The sequence below is a fragment of the Pseudomonas sp. SBT1-2 genome (assembly GCF_028640875.1).
Classification (GTDB): Bacteria; Pseudomonadota; Gammaproteobacteria; order Pseudomonadales; family Pseudomonadaceae; genus Aquipseudomonas; species Aquipseudomonas chlororaphis_I.
The window spans coordinates 1-16,401 of record NZ_JAQZAA010000048.1 but is presented as its reverse complement, the minus strand read 5'-3'; the positions used below and the strand labels follow the sequence as shown (position 1 = coordinate 16,401).

At 65.3% G+C, this 16,401-nt stretch carries 17 protein-coding genes; all 17 read right to left on the bottom strand.

Annotation, left to right across the window (positions count from 1 at the left end; genetic code table 11):
* Positions 1–48: 48 nt before the first annotated feature.
* On the bottom strand, positions 49–672 hold the full coding sequence (locus PVZ78_RS05305) for a glutathione S-transferase family protein (RefSeq protein WP_038635717.1): 624 nt from the start codon (positions 670–672) through the stop codon (positions 49–51).
* 130 nt (positions 673–802) lie between these two features.
* Positions 803–1,705, bottom strand: a complete 903-nt coding sequence (locus tag PVZ78_RS05300) for a LysR family transcriptional regulator (RefSeq protein WP_124340934.1) — start codon at positions 1,703–1,705, stop codon at positions 803–805.
* Positions 1,706–1,763: 58 nt separating this feature from the next.
* Entirely contained in the window at positions 1,764–2,420 is a 657-nt protein-coding gene (locus PVZ78_RS05295; RefSeq protein WP_009051682.1) for an HAD family hydrolase, read from the bottom strand.
* Positions 2,417–3,619 carry an MFS transporter gene (locus PVZ78_RS05290; protein WP_198919560.1) on the bottom strand — a complete coding sequence of 401 codons (1,203 nt, stop codon included), beginning with the start codon at positions 3,617–3,619 and terminating at the stop codon, positions 2,417–2,419. Before PVZ78_RS05290 ends, PVZ78_RS05295 begins: the two co-directional genes overlap by 4 nt.
* A complete protein-coding gene (locus tag PVZ78_RS05285) occupies positions 3,612–4,517 on the bottom strand; it encodes an ABC transporter substrate-binding protein (RefSeq protein ID WP_053267932.1) in 906 nt (301 codons plus the stop codon). The genes PVZ78_RS05290 and PVZ78_RS05285 overlap by 8 nt, the downstream gene beginning before the upstream one ends.
* Complete coding sequence (nudK, locus tag PVZ78_RS05280) at positions 4,510–5,118, bottom strand: GDP-mannose pyrophosphatase NudK (RefSeq protein WP_009051685.1); 609 nt, start codon at positions 5,116–5,118, stop codon at positions 4,510–4,512. The genes PVZ78_RS05285 and nudK overlap by 8 nt, the downstream gene beginning before the upstream one ends.
* 4 nt (positions 5,119–5,122) lie before the next feature.
* Positions 5,123–6,034, bottom strand: a complete 912-nt coding sequence (gene mtnP / locus PVZ78_RS05275; protein ID WP_028683596.1) for an S-methyl-5'-thioadenosine phosphorylase — start codon at positions 6,032–6,034, stop codon at positions 5,123–5,125.
* Positions 6,031–7,143, bottom strand: coding sequence for a fatty acid desaturase family protein (locus tag PVZ78_RS05270; RefSeq protein ID WP_009051687.1), 1,113 nt, complete (start codon positions 7,141–7,143; stop codon positions 6,031–6,033). The genes mtnP and PVZ78_RS05270 overlap by 4 nt, the downstream gene beginning before the upstream one ends.
* 2 nt (positions 7,144–7,145) lie before the next feature.
* Entirely contained in the window at positions 7,146–7,844 is a 699-nt protein-coding gene (locus PVZ78_RS05265) for an HAD family hydrolase (protein ID WP_110176361.1), read from the bottom strand.
* A complete protein-coding gene (locus PVZ78_RS05260; protein ID WP_009051689.1) occupies positions 7,841–9,214 on the bottom strand; it encodes an NAD(P)/FAD-dependent oxidoreductase in 1,374 nt (457 codons plus the stop codon). Before PVZ78_RS05260 ends, PVZ78_RS05265 begins: the two co-directional genes overlap by 4 nt.
* On the bottom strand, positions 9,195–10,301 hold the full coding sequence (locus PVZ78_RS05255; RefSeq protein ID WP_016703957.1) for a DegT/DnrJ/EryC1/StrS family aminotransferase: 1,107 nt from the start codon (positions 10,299–10,301) through the stop codon (positions 9,195–9,197). Before PVZ78_RS05255 ends, PVZ78_RS05260 begins: the two co-directional genes overlap by 20 nt.
* Positions 10,298–10,810 carry an NUDIX hydrolase gene (locus tag PVZ78_RS05250; RefSeq protein WP_223265658.1) on the bottom strand — a complete coding sequence of 171 codons (513 nt, stop codon included), beginning with the start codon at positions 10,808–10,810 and terminating at the stop codon, positions 10,298–10,300. Before PVZ78_RS05250 ends, PVZ78_RS05255 begins: the two co-directional genes overlap by 4 nt.
* Complete coding sequence (locus PVZ78_RS05245; RefSeq protein ID WP_009051692.1) at positions 10,810–11,919, bottom strand: DegT/DnrJ/EryC1/StrS family aminotransferase; 1,110 nt, start codon at positions 11,917–11,919, stop codon at positions 10,810–10,812. The genes PVZ78_RS05250 and PVZ78_RS05245 overlap by 1 nt, the downstream gene beginning before the upstream one ends.
* Positions 11,909–12,988: a Gfo/Idh/MocA family protein gene (locus PVZ78_RS05240; protein ID WP_009051693.1), complete on the bottom strand. Its 1,080-nt coding sequence runs from the start codon at positions 12,986–12,988 to the stop codon at positions 11,909–11,911. The genes PVZ78_RS05245 and PVZ78_RS05240 overlap by 11 nt, the downstream gene beginning before the upstream one ends.
* A gap of 670 nt (positions 12,989–13,658) precedes the next feature.
* Positions 13,659–15,491, bottom strand: a complete 1,833-nt coding sequence (glmS, locus tag PVZ78_RS05235) for a glutamine--fructose-6-phosphate transaminase (isomerizing) (RefSeq protein ID WP_273828322.1) — start codon at positions 15,489–15,491, stop codon at positions 13,659–13,661.
* A gap of 10 nt (positions 15,492–15,501) precedes the next feature.
* Positions 15,502–16,269 carry a DeoR/GlpR family DNA-binding transcription regulator gene (locus PVZ78_RS05230; RefSeq protein ID WP_273828321.1) on the bottom strand — a complete coding sequence of 256 codons (768 nt, stop codon included), beginning with the start codon at positions 16,267–16,269 and terminating at the stop codon, positions 15,502–15,504.
* Positions 16,214–16,401: hypothetical protein (locus tag PVZ78_RS05225; RefSeq protein WP_273828320.1), on the bottom strand; the 188-nt coding region annotated here is incomplete at its 5' end. The genes PVZ78_RS05230 and PVZ78_RS05225, both read right to left, overlap by 56 nt.

Below are 16,401 nucleotides of genomic sequence, written 5' to 3'. Positions count from 1 at the left end.
TCGATGACGCAGCAGTCAGCGGGCCCGGGAGGTGCCGGGCCGCCAGGTTCAGGCGCTTTGCAGGCCCACCGCGGTGCGCGGCATGCCGACGAAGCCGGGCAAGGCTTCGATGCGCGCCAGCCAGGCGCGGACCTGTGGATAATCCACCAGCGACACATTGCCCTCGGGGGCGTGGGCGATGTAGCTGTAGCCGGCGATATCGGCGATGGTCGGTTCGCTGCCCGCCAGGTAAGGGCTGGCCGTCAGTTCCTGCTCGACCACCTTGAGCAACGCATGGGAGCGGTCGATGGCCTCCTCGGCGTTGCGCTGCGCGCCGAATACGGTGATCAGCCGCGCCACCGCCGGGCCGAAGGCAATCGGTCCCGCCGCCACCGACAACCAGCGCTGGACCCGTGCCGCGCCAACCGGATCGCTGGGCAACCAACGGCCCTGGCCGTACTTCTGCGCCAGATACACCAGGATCGCGTTGGAGTCGGCCAGCACCACGCCCTGGTCGTCGATCACCGGCACCTGGCCAAAAGAGTTCAGCGCCAGGAAGGCCGCCTGCTTGTGCTCGCCTTTCGCCAGATCGACGAAGATGAGCTCAAAAGGCAACCCCAGCAGCGACAACATCAGTTCGACGCGATGGGCATGACCGGAACGGGGGAAGTTGTAGAGCTTGATGGCGTGCATGGCAGACTCCGCTGGGCAGGGGTGCGGCTCACAAGAGCGGCACTGACGGACGCCATCTTCTCTCTCAGGTCAAAACAACAGAATCACCAGAAAACACAATCCATCATTTCAGCCAGCGTAATGATCCACGCTACGACTGCAACGCCGGATGTTCGCGCAGCGCCTGCACCGTGAAGTCGACGAAACTGCGCACCCGCGCCGGGGCCTTGCGCCCGCCCTGATACACCACATGGATCGGCAACGGCGCCAGTTCGAACTCCGCCAGGACAATCTCCAGCTCACCAGCCTCCACCTTGCCCGCGACCTGGTACGACAGCACCCGGGTCAGGCCCAGCCCCAGGCACGCGGCACTGATCGCCGCCTGGTTGGCGGTAACCACCAGCCGCGGCTCCGGACGAACGCTCAAGGGGGTTCCGCCCTCGTTGAACAGCCAGCTCCTGGACTGGCCGATGGACGACGGCGCAATCAGCGGCGCCTGGCGCAACTCCTGCGGATGGCGCGGCCGCCCATGCCGGGCCAGGAAAGCCGGGGACGCGCAGATGACCCGCCGCACCTCGCCGACGCGCATGGCGTGCTGGCCGCTGTCGGGCAACTCGCCGATGCGCACCGCGACGTCCATGCCTTCCTCGACCATGCTCACCACCCGATCGACCAGCAGGGCATTGATGCTGACCTCGGGAAAGCGTTCCAGGTAATCCACCATCAGCGGGGTCACGAACAACTCGCCGAACAGCACCGGCGCGGTGATCGTCAGTTGGCCGCGCGGGAGGGCATGGATGCCGGCGGCCGAGGCCTCGGCGTCCTGCAACTCGGCGAGGATGCGCCGGCTGTCTTCCAGGTAACGCTGGCCGGCTTCCGTCAGCAGCACATTGCGCGTGGTGCGGGTCAGCAACTGGGTGCCGATACGCTGCTCCAGCGCCGCCACCGCCCGGGTCACGCTGGGCGCGGACAGCCCCAGGCGCCGGGCCGCGGCAGCGAAGCCCTGCTCCTGGGCGACGCTGATGAACACCTGCATTTCCTGGAATCGGTCCATGGCGGTCCTCGCAGTACGGCGCCCTGCCCCGGCACCGTCCCGCATGGACCGCCCGGGCTCAGGCAGGGACCTGGAGTCGCTGCCACAAGGCCTCATCGTTGAAGTCCCGGATGATACTCCGCGCACCCGCCTCGCGAAGCTGAGTTTCCTCGAGCCCCGACAGCATGCCGAAGGTGTGGATGCCCGCCGCCGCCGCGGAGCGCACACCGGCCAGCGAGTCCTCGAAGGCCAGCGCCTGATCGGCGCTCACCTCCAGCAGTTGCAGGGCGGTCAGGTAAGGCAGCGGGTCGGGCTTGCCGCGCGCCAGCTCACCGCCGATCACCAGCGCATCGAAACGCTCGGCAATCCCCAGGCCCTGGAGCATGGCTTCGGCGTTTTCCCGGGGTGCGTTGGTCACCACCGCCATGGGGATGCCGGCCGCCTGGGCATAATCCAGGGTGCGCAATACGCCAGGCACCGGCGTGGTCTCGCGCAGTTGGGCGCGGAACATGGCCTCCTTCTGTGCCGCCAGCTCCGGGTACTGCGCCGCCGGGGCATTGGGAAACAGGCCGGAGAAAATCATGTCGTCGGGAAAGCCCATCACATGGGCCTTGTAGTAATCCAGGCTCATGGACTTGCCCCAGCGCGCCAGCAACTGGTTGTAGGCGTTGAGGTGCAGGTCATCGGTGTCGATGAGGGTGCCGTCGAGATCGAACAGCAGGGCAGAAAGCTTCAAGGGCGTGCTCCGGGAAAATGCAGACCGCGCGCGATCGGCAGCATGAGAAAGGGATAAACGATCAACAGGCTGAAAGCCGCTTCGACACCGATCCGCTCGGACAGCAGGCCGAGCAGGAACGGCGCCAGCAACAGCGCCACGCCCACCGCCTGGGAGGCCTGGGCGCTGATGGCCGAACTGGCCCGGGGCGCGACACGCATCGCCGAACCGAGGATCAACGGGAAGAAATTGCCCAGGCAGGCACCCAGGACAAAGATCAACAAGGCAGTGAGCAGTTGGGTCTGGCTGAAGTACAGCAGCACCAGGGTGGCGATGGCCCCGAGCATCACGCCGACCAGCAGCGGCAACGGGCTGATGCGGCTCAACGCATAACGGCTGGCCAGGCGCCCGCACACCGTGCCGGCAAAATACAGGCTCATCAGCGTGGCCGCGGCCGAGGCGCTGACCTGGACGTGCACGGCCAGGTATTCCGCGCCCCAGAAACCGACGCCCCATTCCGCGGAGATCCCCAGCAGCACCAAGGCCCACAGGCTCATCTGCACCCGCCGGGTCATGAGGCTCTGCCCGCTCTCGCTGGCTTGATGGGTGGCGGCGACTGTCGCCGGGGCGTTCCAGGCACTCAGCGAGAGCACGGTCACCAGCAGCGCGATGGCGGCGATGCTGCCCGGCACCAGGCGCCAGGACAGCCCCAGGCCGGTCATGCTCCCCACCAGCAAGGCGCCGCCGAGCACGCACAGCCCGGCGACTATATGCGCCTCCACCAGCCTCGGCGCGGCCTGCTCGCGATAACGCTCGCCCAGGGCCGCCTGCCCCACCGCCAGCACAAACCCACCCGACAGGCCCATCGCCCCGGCGGCGAGCAAGGTCAGCGACCAGTGCCCGGCCAGCGCGAACAAGCTGCTGGCGATCACCACCGAGAGGCAGGCGATGGTGCTCATGCTCGTCGACCGCGCCCGTCGCTCCAGCCAGCGATAGGGCCAGCCGACCAGCGCCAGGCCGGCGGCATAGGCGGCGAAATGCAGGCCGGCCCAACCGAGGTCGAGCGCCAGGGTTTCGCGCAGGAACGGCATGATCGGCCCGAGCAACCCTTGCTGGGCGCCGAACAGCCCGAACAGCAGGTAAAGGAACCACGGGCGCGCTTCACGGACCTGCTCCTGGCGGCCGAGCGCTTGACTGGAATCCCGCGCGGCTTCAGCCATGAGCCGTCTCCCGGGAGAACAGCGCCTGCCATTGCCGGCAGCGCGCGGCCTTGTCCCGACTGGCCTGCACGGCCGGCAGCGGTTGCAGCGCACCGGTCGGATGGGCCTGGCCCGGCACCACCTTGCCATAACGCTGGCTGATCGCCGCCGCGGCAGGCGTGAGCATCCACTGCAACGCCTGCTGCGCATGGGCGGCGTTGGGCGAGCCGGCCCGACAGGCAAACACCTCGTCCTCATAACAGCGCGCATCTTCCGGCACGCACCAGCGCAGGTGCGGGTGCTGTTCGGCGGCGCGGGTGGCCGCGGTCGACACTGTCACCCCCAGCCAGGCCTGCCCCTGCACGACGGCCTCGATCGGCGCCGTGGAGGAGCCGCTGATCGAAGGCTCTTGCCTGGCCACCTGGGCCAGCAGCGGCCAGGCCTGTTCAGCGTAGTGTTCGAGCAATGCGCCAAGGTGCAGGTAGCCGGCACCGGAACGCCCAGGGTCGGGCAAGGCCAGCCGCCCGGACCATTCGGGAGCGGTCAGGTCCTGCCAACGGGTCGGCACCGCCAGGCCCTCGCGGGCGAGGACCTTGGGGTCATAACAGAAGGCCGGGACGAAACCCGATGCCGCGAACCAGCGGCGATCCGTGGCCACCGCCGCCTCCGGCAGGCCGGCGAATTCGATGTCCGTCAGTGGCATCAATTGCCAGGCCAGGGCGGGGTCGAGCAAGGCGGTGGCCGCCGTGCCCAGCAACAGGTCCCAGGCCCCGGCGCTGCCGCTGTGCAGGCGTTCGATCAGCTCCGAGGTGGAACAACGGGTCAGGCGCACCGGCATGCCGATGTGCTGGCTGATGCCGGCGATGAATTCGGCCAGCTCGGCATGCTCCATCGAGCTGATGGCGTTGAGCTCAGTCATCGGCGGCCTCCAGCAAGCGGTGCAGCTTGGCGTACTGCAGCAGCATGATGGTCTTGCCGTCGCAGATCTCGCCGCTGTCGATCATGGCCAGGGCGCGGTCGATCGGCAGCTCCAGCACTTCGATCTCTTCGCCCTCGTGTTCCAGGCCGCCGCCCTCGCTCTGCTTGTCTTCGTCGAAATATTCGCCGACGAAAAAGTGCAGGCGCTCGGTGACCGACCCCGGGCTCATGAAGGCCTCGAACACCTTGCGCACCTCACGGATGCGGTAGCCGGTTTCCTCCTCCGTCTCCTTGTGGATGCAGGTACGGGCATCGTCCTTGTCCAGCAGCCCGGCGCAGGTTTCGATCAGCATGCCGTCGTGTTCGTTGACGAAGGCCGGGAAGCGAAACTGCCGGGTCAGCACCACCGTCTGCTTGGCCCGGCTGTACAGCAGGATGGTGGCGCCATTGCCGCGGTCGTAGGTTTCCCGGTCCAGGGTGCGCCAGACGCCGTCGCGGCCCTGGAAGTCGTAGGTGGTCTTGCGCAGCACGTACCAGTTGTCCGAAAGCACTTCGACCTGATGGATCCGCACACGGTCCTTGGTGGGGATGGCCTGGTTCATCGATTCATTCCTTGTTCGCGGACAAATGAGTGGCATTGGGCGCAACGCTCAACAGGCGCTCGACCATGCGCGGGTCGCGGTGCTCGGGAGCGGTCATCACCGCGGTGTCCAGGGCGCGGTCGCAACCGCAGGGGCAGGCCCCGGCATGCCGGCCCAAACGGGTCACGGCTTCGGTCACCAGGCGCCGGGTCAGGTTGAAGGTCTCCGCCATGCGTTGCGCCACCAGCGTGGCGTTCACCGGCTCGTGGGATTCGTGCCAGCAGTCGAAATCGGTCGGAATGGCGATCATCGCGTAGCAAAGCTCGGCCTCGCGGGCCAGCTTGGCTTCGGGCATCGCGGTCATGCCGATCACCGTGCCGCCCCACTGGCGGTACAGGTGGGACTCGGCGCGGGTCGAGAACTGCGGGCCTTCCATGACCACGTAGGTGCCGCCGTTGCGTGCCTGGATATCGCTGGCCTCGGCACTCTCGGCGAGCACGCCGCGCATGCGCGCGCAGACCGGCTCGCCGAAGGGCACATGGCCGACCAGCCCGGGGCCGAAAAAGGTTTTGTCACGCTGGATGGTGCGGTCGATGTACTGGTCGATCAGCACAAAGCTGCCTGGAGGCGCGTCGTGGGTCAGGCTGCCCACCGCGCTGACCGACAGCAGTTGCGTGCAACCGACACTGCGCAGCGCGGCGATGTTGGCGCGGGCATTGATCGAGGCCGGCGGAATCACATGGCCCACGCCATGCCGTTGGACAAAGGCCACGGGCACGCCATTGAGCGTGCCCAGGGTGAGCGGCGAGGACGGCGTGCCGAAGGCGGTCGTGCACTCCACCTGCTGAATGTCCTGCAGGCCCGGCAGCTGTTGCAGGCCGCTGCCGCCGATGATGCCGATACGTTGAACGTGCGGGGTTGGAGTGGAATGGGTCACAGGCTACCTCTCGACTTCAGGGGGGACGGTTCGTGTTCGCTGCACACCAGGCGTTCATAGAGTTCGGACAGGGCCGTGGGCGCATTGCCGCGGGGCAGCAGCAACCCTTCGCTGGCGTTGGTGCTGTAGCGCGGTTCGTGGATTTTCAGGTGCCGGTCGATCGCCGGCAGGTAGTTCCAGCGCACGCCGGGGTACAGGGAATGCGCCAGGTGATAGGCGTCGGACGTCGGGGCGATGAACACCCGCACCAGCCAGCCGGATACCCCGAAGTAATCGGTGGGTCGGCCCGCCAGGTATTCCAACTCGCGGCGGTTGCGCGCGCTGCCTTCGATGAACCAGCGGTGCTCGGTCAGCAGCGAGATCCAGGCAAACACCGGATAGGACGTCAGCAACGGCAGCAACCAGCCGAACAACACGCCTTTCCAGCCGCCGAAGGCGTACAGCAACGCCGCCACCGCCGCCACACTCAGGCAGCGCGCCAGGGTGGTCAGGCGGGAGTGGTTGAGCAGGCTGCTGCGCACCAGGGTGGTGAGATTCACCCAGGCCCCGCGAGGGGTCAGCGGGTACAGCAACAGGCCATAGAAACCGCTGGGCGACAGGCCGGCAACGTAGCCGCCGGCCTGCACCCGGGCGCGGTTGGGATCAAGTTCGGGATGGTTGGGGTGGCGATGGTGCTCCAGGGTATGGGTCTGGTGCCGGCTGCGCATGTCGCGCTTGAACATCGGGAACTGGTAGAACAGGTTGCTCAGCCACCACTGCCAGCCATGGTGGCGACACAGGGCGAAGTGCACCGCGTTGTGCCCGAACTCCTGCAACGCGCGCATGCGCCCGCCGCTCCACAACAGCACGGCCAGCCAGGCCAGCGGCGACGAGTAGATCGACGCCGCCTGCACCGCGGCGACTATGTCCAGCCACGTCCAGACAAAGGGCAGCGGCGCGAACCAGGTATCCAGCGGACGGTAGTACTGCTCCCGCCGCCCTTCCAGGCGCGGTATCAGCTTGAGCAGGCGCAGCACCCGCTGCGCATCCCGGTAATAGAACGCCACCAGCCCGCGCAACAGCAGCGAAACAGCGATCAGGCCAAGCAGGACAATGTGCGCAGTGTCCATGATCAGGCCCCCTCGCGAACGACGGCGCGCCGCTCGTTGCTGGCGTAATGGCCCAGCAATTCGCCCAGCCCGCCGAAGACCGGGGCGTCGGCCTGCCGCAGGCGGTCGATGTCCTGATGGCCGGTGCTGACCAGCAGCGGCTTCCAGCCGACGGCCCGCGCCACGTCGTAGTCGTGCAGGGTGTCGCCGATGAACAGGGTGCACCCGGCCGGCGTGCCGAGCTTCTCCTGCAGCATCAGGGCCTCGGCGGTCTTGCTGGTGGCCTGGTTGTGGCTCAGCCCCACGACATGCTCGAAATGCCCGCGCAGGCCCTTGGCCTCCAGGGTCTGGAGCAGCACGTCGCAATGCGAGGCGGACACGATGGAGACGCCGATGCCGGCATTGCGCGCCGCCTCCAATACCTCGAACACCCCATCGTGCAGCGGGCACTGCGCGACATTCGTATCGAAGTGCTCCAGGTAGTGTTCGACGATTTGCGCGAAGGGCGTGCGCTGTAGATCGAACCCCAGGGAGGCGTAGAAATCGGCAATCGGAAAGTCGAACAGCGCACGGTAACGAACGGCATCGATGGGCGGCACCGCATAGCGCTCGCCACAGCGATTGACCGCGCTGACCGCCAGGGCGATGTCGTCGATCAGGGTGCCATTCCAGTCGAATACCAGGTGTTCGATCCCCGAGAAGTGCAGTCGATCATCGATCATGGTCGGGTTTTCTCCGCAAGAAGGGCGTTGAGGGCGATGCGCGAGGCGATCGCCGGTGTGTATAGCTTGCTGGGCTCCATCACCAGGTTGGTCACGCCAATCTGGGTTTCCAGGGCCCGTCGATTGTTCGCCGAGACCTGGCCCAGGCCGGCGCCGTACCAATGATGGAAACGGGTGCGCCAACTGCGCTGGCCGACGGTTTCGGGAAAGCGGAAGTCTTCGGTGGTGGCCATGCTCCAGGCGCCATCGACCACCCCGCACAGGCGGCCCTGCAATTGGCGAAAGCCCTGGCCTCCCTGCAGCAATACCTCGTCGATGTGGCGGTCGATGCAATCGGCCTCCAGCGCACCGATGGTCATGCCCTGGCTGTACAGCGGGTTCATGCTGCTCAGAGCGTCGCCGACCACCAGCAGCCCGGCGGGCCAGTGCTCGACCCGGTCGAAGTGGGTGCGGCGACTGCCGGGCATCTTGAAGGTATGGACCGGCGACAGCGGTTCGGCGTCGCGAATCACCTCATGGATGTCCGGCACCGGAAGCGCCGCCAGCGCCTGCAGGAACTCCTGCGGATCGTTGCCGGGAAAATGGCCGAACCAGCCGCCGGTGGTGACCATCCAGCGGTCGCCTTCGATCGGGCTGATCACCCCCATGGAACGCTGCAACGGCGCCTTGGGCAGCACCAGCAGCACTTGCCACTGCTCGGCATAGGCTGGCAGGCGCCGGTAGATGCGCGACGCATAACCCAGCTCGGTCTTGACCACGCTGGTCTCGACCTCGCCGAAGCCAGCCTCTTTCAACCACGTCGGCAAGCGCGTGCCACGCCCGCTGGCGTCCACCAGCAAGTCGCAGCGCAGCGTCCGCTCGCCGTGGCCATCGTCGACGGTCACCGCCTCGACCCGCCGGGACGGATCGGCCCCGGTGAACTCGATTCGTGTGACCCGGGTGCTGGACAGCACCTCGACGTTCAGCACGCCGAGCAAGGCCCGGCGCAGCTGGTTGTCGATCAGCCGCCGACTGCAGTAATGGGCATAGATGCCACTGCGGTAGCGGTTTTTCCAACGCCCGCCCTGGTACCACTTCACGTCGTGGCCCAGGTCGGCCACTTGTGCGCCCCCCTGCTCCAGGGCGCTCAGGGTGCCGGGGAAGATGCCTTCGATGATCTGCTTGCCGCGCAGCAACAACAGGTGGACGTGATGCTCCTGGGGCAGGCTCTGGCGCGGCCCGGTCTCGTCGAAGAAATCGCTCTTCTCGATCACCGTGACCCGCTGGAAACGCCGGGCCAGGACCGCGGCCGTCAGGCAGCCCGTCACGCTGCCGCCGATGACCACGGCATGGCGACCGCCCGCGGCGGTATCAGGCTGGGGAGTAGTCATTGAGCACCTTTGCAATGTAGGCCAGGTCGTCGTCCGCCAGGCCCGGGTGCAGCGGCACCGTAGTCAGCGAACGCAGCAACCGGGCGGCGTTGGGGCAATCGCGGCGGTACTGCGCCAGCAGCGGCAACTGGTACAGCGGCTGGTTGTCGTACTTGCCGATGTCCGAAGGGATGCCATGACGCTGCTGGTAATGCACCAGTTCACGCCCATCGTGCCCCACTGCCTGCAACAGCAAGGCATAGGCGTTGGCCTCTCCACCGGGGGTCAGCGGCAGCTCGCGCAGCGCCGGGTTGTCCAGTTGCTCCAGCAGCCGCCGGCGGTTGTCCTGGCGCTGGTGCAACCGGCTTTCCAGTTGCCGCGAACGCGCCAGCCCGAGGGCGGCCTGCAGGCCACCGAGCTTGAGGTTGATGCCCAGGGTTTCACCGGTGAGGTTGCCGAAGCGGGTGTAGGCCCGGATACGGCTGGCGCGCTCGTCGTCATCGGTCATGACAAAGCCGCCCTCACCGGTGGACATGAACTTGCAGTCATGGGTGCTGAAGCAGCTGATGTCGCCATGCTGCGCCAACCAGCTGCCGTTCAGGCGTGTCAGGTGCGCATGGGCCAGGTCCTGGATCAGCGGGATGCCGGCCTGGCGCGCGGTGGCCCAGGTGGTGTGCGAGGCAATCGGATAGCCCCACATCGGCACCTCGATCACCGCGCAGGTCCGCGGGCCGATGCAGCGTTGCAGGTCATCCGGGTCGAGCCCGAAGTTGTCCGGCGCCACATCGCAGAACACCGGGACCAGGCCCAGGGACAGGATCGGCAGGACGGTGCAGATCGGGCACGTGGGCGCGACTATCACCTCGTCCCCCGGCTGGAAGCGCACGCCGGCCAGTGCCGCGGTGACCGAAGCGGCCCCCGACGACACAGCGATCACGTGGCGCACGCCGTACAGCACGGCGAGCGCAGTCTCGTAGTCCTCGACGATCTGCGAGGTGCCGGTCAGCCCTGTCGCCAGGGCGCGTTGCAGCTCGGGCACATCGTCGGCGGTATCGTGGCCGCACTTGTCCGCGATGACCCGGGTGGGTCGGGAGATGGCCTGGTTCATGGCGCCACCTTCCTGCCGACCATGTCCCACACCTCGGCATCGGCGAATACCCGGTCCACCATGCGCCGGAAGTTGGGGAACATCTTCAGCTCGGCAGTTTCCTGCCGGCTGAAGAAGCGCGCGTTTTCCACCTCGCGCTCCGGCGGGCAAGCCCGCAGGTCGGTGGCGGTGAGGTAGATCAGGTCCAGGTGGTAATGCGGCCCGCGCTTGTCATCGATGAACTCGCAGAGGATCCGGTAAGGCTGGTGCAACACCGTGACATCGGTCTCGGCATCGGCCAGTTCCAGGTCACGCTCGCCCAGCAGGGCGGCGTGAATCCCGGTTTCCTCGTAGATCTCGCGCAGCACTGCCACATCAGGGGTTTCCCCCTGCTCTATATGGCCGCCCGGGTACAGCCAGACCCCCAGCTTGCGATGGTGCAGCAGGAGCATCTTGCGGTCCGGGTTCAACACGAACGCCGAGGCCGTGAAATGCCGGTCCAGGGTCGAACGATCGAGGACATCCGTCATCATGGCGCACCGTACTGGTTGATCCGTTCGGCCATGTAGTCCAGTTCGGCGCGGGTGATGTCCGGATGGACCGGGATGGTAGTCATGCTGGCCAGCAGCGCCTCGGCGTTCGGGCAGTCGTTGCGGTACTGGGCCAGCGCCGGGAACTCGTAGAGTGCCTTGCAGCCGTAGCGCTTGATGTCCGACGGGATGCCCGCCTCGTCCAGGTAATCGATGAAGGCCCGGTTGTCGGCGAAATGCAGTTCCAGGTTGAGGAAGTAGTAGTTGGTCCGCCCGCCCTCGATGATGACCTTTTCCCGCACCTTGCTATGGTCGAGCTGCTGCAGGAAGTAGCTGGCATTGGCGCGTCGTTGCTCGATCTGCGCGGCCAGCGAATCCAGGCGGTTGGCGCCCAGGGCGGCAGGCAGCGCGGCCAGCTTGTAGTTGAGGCCGAAGTCCTTGCCGTTGAGGTTGCCGAAGCGGCTGTAGTCGCGGCAGCGCTGGGCCAGTTGGTCGTCGTCGGTGAGGATGAAACCGCCCTCGCCGGTGGCCAGCGGCTTGCGCTCGTGGGTGCTGAAGCACGACAGGTCGCCATAGGCCGACAGCGGCCGGCCGTTGAGGGTGCTGCCATGGGAATGCGCCAGGTCGAGGATCAGCTTGATCCCCAGCTCGCGGGTCAGGCCTTGCAGCTCATCGACTTCGGTGGGGTAGCCCCACATCGGAATATCGATGATCGCCCGGGTGCGCGGGGTGATGCGGGCCTTGATCGATTCCGGGTCGGCGCCGAAACCGTGACGGCGGGTGTCGACGAAGATCGGGTTGGCACCCGCGGCCATGATCGGATAGATGGTGCACAGCGGGCAGCTCGGCGTCAGCAGCACATCGTCGCCGGGACCGACGCCGGCGGCGTAGATCGCCACGCTCAGGGCCGCGCCACCCGAGGAGACTGCGATCGCATGCCGCGCCTCGAACCAGGCCGCCAGCTTGGCCTCGTATTCGCCCACCACATCGCTGGTGCCGGACAGCGGCCGTTCCAGGGTGTTCTGCAGGGTCAGCAGATCGTCGGCGTACACCGGACGGTACTTGTCGGAAACGGAAATGCGGGCAGCGCTGGAGAGATTAGAGGACATTGGTCTGGGCTCCGAGAAAGGCTGGGGACTTGGCGGCATGGGTGGAGTGGAGGGCAAGCACGGGGGCGACATCGGCGCGAGCGCTGTCGGCATGACAGATCTGCTCGATCACCCGGAAGGTCGGCAGCAGGCTTTCGAAGCTGGCCTCGTAAGGCGAACGGTTGCGCACCGCGTCGAAGAACTTCTCCAGTTCGCCGAAATAACCGCTGCGCTCATAACCCGAATCCAGCGGCCCTGGCTGCCACGCGCCGCGCCAGCGCTTGGCGGTGCCGGTTGCCCCGGTGCCATGCACCGGCTCGTGCAGGGTGATGTTCCACAGGTTGTTGAGCTCGACCATCATCGAATTGGAGCTGACGATCTTCATGTCGAATTCGAAGTACGGGAACATGGTCCCGCTCAGCAGGCTGACCGTCGCGCCGGAGCTGAAGCCGAGCTCCAGGCTCACCAGCAACGAGTCCTCGTGGCGCTGCACCCGGGATTCGATATCGCGCAATTCGCCACCACCGAAGGTCACGCCAAGGTCGATGGTGTGAATCGCCTGGGCCAGCAGGAACGAACGCAGGGTGGAATCCAGCCCCCACAGCGGCGCGGTGGGTTTGCTCGCATAGTGGTTGAGCTGGATGTGCACGACCTTGCCGAACTGCTCGGTGCGCGTCATATCGCGCAGCTGGCGCATCGGCTTGGCATATTTGAAGTTCATCCCCACACCGGTGACCACCTGGGCCTGGCGAGCCGCGCCGATCAGGTATTCGAGCTCGGCGAGGGTGAAGCACGGCGGCTTCTCGACAAAGACATGCACGCCCTTGGCCATTGCCTTGATCGCCAGGTCGCGGTGCGCCTGGGGCGGACAAGCCATGACCACCGCATCCAGCGCAGCGGTATCGAGCATCTCGTCGAAGTCGTCGGTGATCGCGACCTCGGAGATGAAACGGTGAATCTGTCCGGCGCGGTTCAAGTCGCTGTCGCACACGGCGACGATGCGAATATCCGGCATTTGCAGAAGCGTAGGCAGCAGGTTTTCTTGCATCTGCGCGCCGAGGCCGACGATGCCAACTCTGAGTACAGTCATAACCATCTCCATCCTGGAAAAGTGGGTACTGCGTCATGAAAAGGTTGGACGAACGACTACACGGGATCCGCCTCGGGTCACCTGCGGGGTGAGCCGATCCGGTCCGACATTCGCTTCAATCGAGGCAGGATTGCCTCAGAACAACGGATCACCTTTACAGAGTCCGTTCGGGCTGTTGCCCAGGGTCACCCGGGTGGAACACTCGGATGTTTCACGCCACACGCCGACACCCGGTTGAGACCGAGGAGCCATAGAGGCGCGATGGGCAGAAGGGATAGCGCCGCGAAGGCGATAGGTAGGAGGGGAATCAGGTCGAATCGAGCGCTGGTGGCAATGAGCTACCTGGCCGAAAACCTGGATCGAAGAATTGTGGCTTCGTTGAAAAACGGAACAACGACCGAAATGCCGATACGCATGCATGGCTGAATCATCCTTGAAGCGCTGTTTTATCCTTGTTATGCAGGAGCTCCGGTTCCGTGAGCCCTTGCTTGCCACACACCTCATCAATGTGTGGCTTGGAGGTATAGATCAGCCTTTTTAGGAGCGCAAATCAGTTGCTATATCGTTTCATCATATTGTTTTGAACAATCCGGACATAAGGCAACGGGCCATATAGGCCCGTTGTCAAAGCGCCGACCGGGTCGAAAAAATCAGCCCGGTTGTGGATAACTCACTCCACCGTCACCGACTTGGCCAGGTTGCGCGGCTGGTCGACGTCAGTGCCCTTGAGTACCGCGACGTAATACGACAGCAGTTGCAGCGGGATGGTGTAGAGGATCGGCGACAGGATGTCGTGGATATGCGGCATGTGGATAACATGCGTGCCCTCGCCGTTGGTCATGCCGGCCTGCTCGTCGGCGAAGACGATCAGCTCGCCGCCACGGGCGCGGACTTCCTGCAGGTTGGACTTGAGCTTTTCCAACAGCTCGTTATTCGGCGCCACGGTGACCACCGGCATGTCGTTATCCACAAGGGCCAACGGACCGTGCTTGAGCTCACCGGCCGGGTAGGCTTCGGCGTGGATGTAGGAGATTTCCTTGAGCTTGAGTGCCCCTTCCATCGCCACCGGGAATTGCGCGCCACGACCGAGGAACAGGGTGTGGTGCTTCTCGGCGAACAGTTCGGCGATTTTTTCCACCGTGCTGTCCATCGCCAGGGCTTCGCCCAGGCGGGTCGGCAAGCGCCGCAGTTCTTCCACCAGGGTGGCTTCGACGCCTTCGCCCAGGGTGCCGCGGACCTGGCCCAGGGACAGGGTCAGCAACAGCAGGCCCACCAGCTGGGTGGTGAAGGCTTTGGTGGAGGCCACGCCGATCTCGCGACCGGCCTGGGTCAGCAGGGTCAGGTCGGATTCACGCACCAGCGAGCTGATGCCGACGTTGCAGATCGCCAGGCTGGCGAGGAAACCCAATTCCTTGGCGTTACGCAGGGCCGCCAGGGTGTCGGCGGTTTCGCCGGACTGGGAGATGGTCACGAACAAGGTGTCCGGCTGCACCACCACCTTGCGGTAGCGGAATTCGCTGGCCACTTCGACCTGGCACGGAATCCCGGCCAGCTCTTCCAGCCAGTAACGGGCAACCATGCCGGCGTGGTAGCTGGTACCGCAGGCGACGATCTGCACATTGCGCACTTTGGCGAACAACTCGGCGGCCTGTGGACCGAAGGCCTGGACCAGCACCTGGTTCGGGCTCAGGCGGCCTTCGAGAGTGCGTTGCACCACGGCTGGCTGCTCGTGGATTTCCTTGAGCATGAAGTGGCGGAATTCGCCTTTCTCGGCGGCTTCGGCACCATCGCGGTATTGCACGGCTTCGCGCTCGACCGCTTTGCCGTCGACATCCCAGATCTGCACGCTGTCGCGGCGAATCTCGGCGATATCGCCCTCTTCCAGGTACATGAAGCGGTCGGTTACCTGGCGCAGGGCCAGTTGGTCGGAAGCCAGGAAGTTCTCACCCAGGCCCAGGCCGATCACCAGCGGGCTGCCACTGCGGGCGGCGACCAGGCGGTCCGGCTGGCTGGCGCTGATCACAGCCAGGCCATAGGCGCCGTGCAGCTCCTTGACGGTGGCTTTCAGGGCCACGGTCAGGTCGCCCAGGTCCTTGATCTTGTGGTCCAGCAGGTGAGCGATGACTTCGGTGTCGGTGTCCGAAGTGAACACGTAACCCAGGCCTTTGAGCTGCTCGCGCAGGGCTTCATGGTTCTCGATGATGCCGTTATGGACAACTGCCAGGTCACCGGAGAAATGCGGGTGGGCGTTGCGTTCGCACGGCGCGCCGTGAGTGGCCCAGCGGGTGTGGGCGATGCCCAGACGACCAATTAATGGTTCGCTGGCCAGGGCCTGTTCCAGTTCGCTGACCTTGCCCGGACGACGCAGGCGCTCAAGCTTGCCATCGTTGGTCAGGACCGCCACCCCGGCGCTGTCATAGCCACGGTATTCGAGGCGCTTGAGGCCTTCGAGCAGGATGGGCGTGATATTCCGTTCAGCAACGGCACCGACAATTCCACACATGGTTTCTCTCCTAGATGACTGCCGCGCAAATCAGCGTGATGCCGCGGGCCTGAATCTGGTCGCGGGCCTCTGCAGGCAGGCGATCATCGGTAATAAGGGTATGGACGCTGCTCCAGGGCAGCTCCAGGTTGGGAATCTTGCGGCCGATCTTGTCGGCCTCGACCATCACCACGACTTCCCGCGCCACCTCGGCCATCACTCGGCTCAGGCCGAGTAACTCGTTGAAGGTGGTGGTCCCGCGCACCAGGTCGATGCCGTCGGCACCGATAAACAGCTGGTCGAAGTCGTAGGAACGCAATACCTGCTCGGCGACCTGCCCCTGGAACGACTCGGAATGCGGGTCCCAGGTGCCGCCGGTCATCAACAGCACCGGCTCGTGTTCCAGTTCGCCCAGGGCATTGGCCACATGCAGCGAGTTGGTCATCACCACCAGGCCCGGCTGCTGGCCGAGTTCGGGGATCATGGCCGCGGTGGTACTGCCGCTGTCGATGATGATGCGCGCGTGTTCGCGAATCCGCGCCACCGCCGCACGGGCGATGGCTTGTTTATAGCGGGAGACCGGCTGGCCGATATCACCAACCAGTTCCTGCGGCATGGTAATTGCGCCGCCGTAGCGCCGCAGCAACAGGCCGTTGCTCTCCAGGGCTGCCAGGTCTTTACGGATCGTAACTTCCGAAGTTTCGAAGCGTTTAGCCAGCTCGTCCACGCTCACCTCGCCCTGTTCATTGAGCAAGGCAAGAATGTTGTGACGGCGTTGGGGCGTATTGCGTTTCGACATGAGCACTTAAGTTTCGATTCGAAAGATAACGGAAGCAATCAAAACCTATTGCTGGAAATTCGTCAAGCGAGGGAAATGAAAAAATGCTGTGGATAAAAGCATCGCGGGCAAGCCTCGCTCCTACAGACAGTG

Excerpts from the sequence above, each read along its gene's own strand:
- PVZ78_RS05305 (WP_038635717.1), bottom strand. The coding sequence starts at position 672 with ATGCACGCCATCAAGCTCTACAACTTCCCCCGTTCCGGTCATGCCCAT.
- PVZ78_RS05300 (WP_124340934.1), bottom strand. The coding sequence starts at position 1,705 with ATGGACCGATTCCAGGAAATGCAGGTGTTCATCAGCGTCGCCCAGGAG.
- PVZ78_RS05290 (WP_198919560.1), bottom strand. The coding sequence starts at position 3,619 with ATGGCTGAAGCCGCGCGGGATTCCAGTCAAGCGCTCGGCCGCCAGGAG.
- PVZ78_RS05285 (WP_053267932.1), bottom strand. The coding sequence starts at position 4,517 with ATGACTGAGCTCAACGCCATCAGCTCGATGGAGCATGCCGAGCTGGCC.
- nudK (WP_009051685.1), bottom strand. The coding sequence starts at position 5,118 with ATGAACCAGGCCATCCCCACCAAGGACCGTGTGCGGATCCATCAGGTC.
- PVZ78_RS05270 (WP_009051687.1), bottom strand. The coding sequence starts at position 7,143 with ATGGACACTGCGCACATTGTCCTGCTTGGCCTGATCGCTGTTTCGCTG.
- PVZ78_RS05265 (WP_110176361.1), bottom strand. The coding sequence starts at position 7,844 with ATGATCGATGATCGACTGCACTTCTCGGGGATCGAACACCTGGTATTC.
- PVZ78_RS05260 (WP_009051689.1), bottom strand. The coding sequence starts at position 9,214 with ATGACTACTCCCCAGCCTGATACCGCCGCGGGCGGTCGCCATGCCGTG.
- PVZ78_RS05255 (WP_016703957.1), bottom strand. The coding sequence starts at position 10,301 with ATGAACCAGGCCATCTCCCGACCCACCCGGGTCATCGCGGACAAGTGC.
- PVZ78_RS05250 (WP_223265658.1), bottom strand. The coding sequence starts at position 10,810 with ATGACGGATGTCCTCGATCGTTCGACCCTGGACCGGCATTTCACGGCC.
- PVZ78_RS05245 (WP_009051692.1), bottom strand. The coding sequence starts at position 11,919 with ATGTCCTCTAATCTCTCCAGCGCTGCCCGCATTTCCGTTTCCGACAAG.
- PVZ78_RS05240 (WP_009051693.1), bottom strand. The coding sequence starts at position 12,988 with ATGACTGTACTCAGAGTTGGCATCGTCGGCCTCGGCGCGCAGATGCAA.
- glmS (WP_273828322.1), bottom strand. The coding sequence starts at position 15,491 with ATGTGTGGAATTGTCGGTGCCGTTGCTGAACGGAATATCACGCCCATC.
- PVZ78_RS05230 (WP_273828321.1), bottom strand. The coding sequence starts at position 16,269 with ATGTCGAAACGCAATACGCCCCAACGCCGTCACAACATTCTTGCCTTG.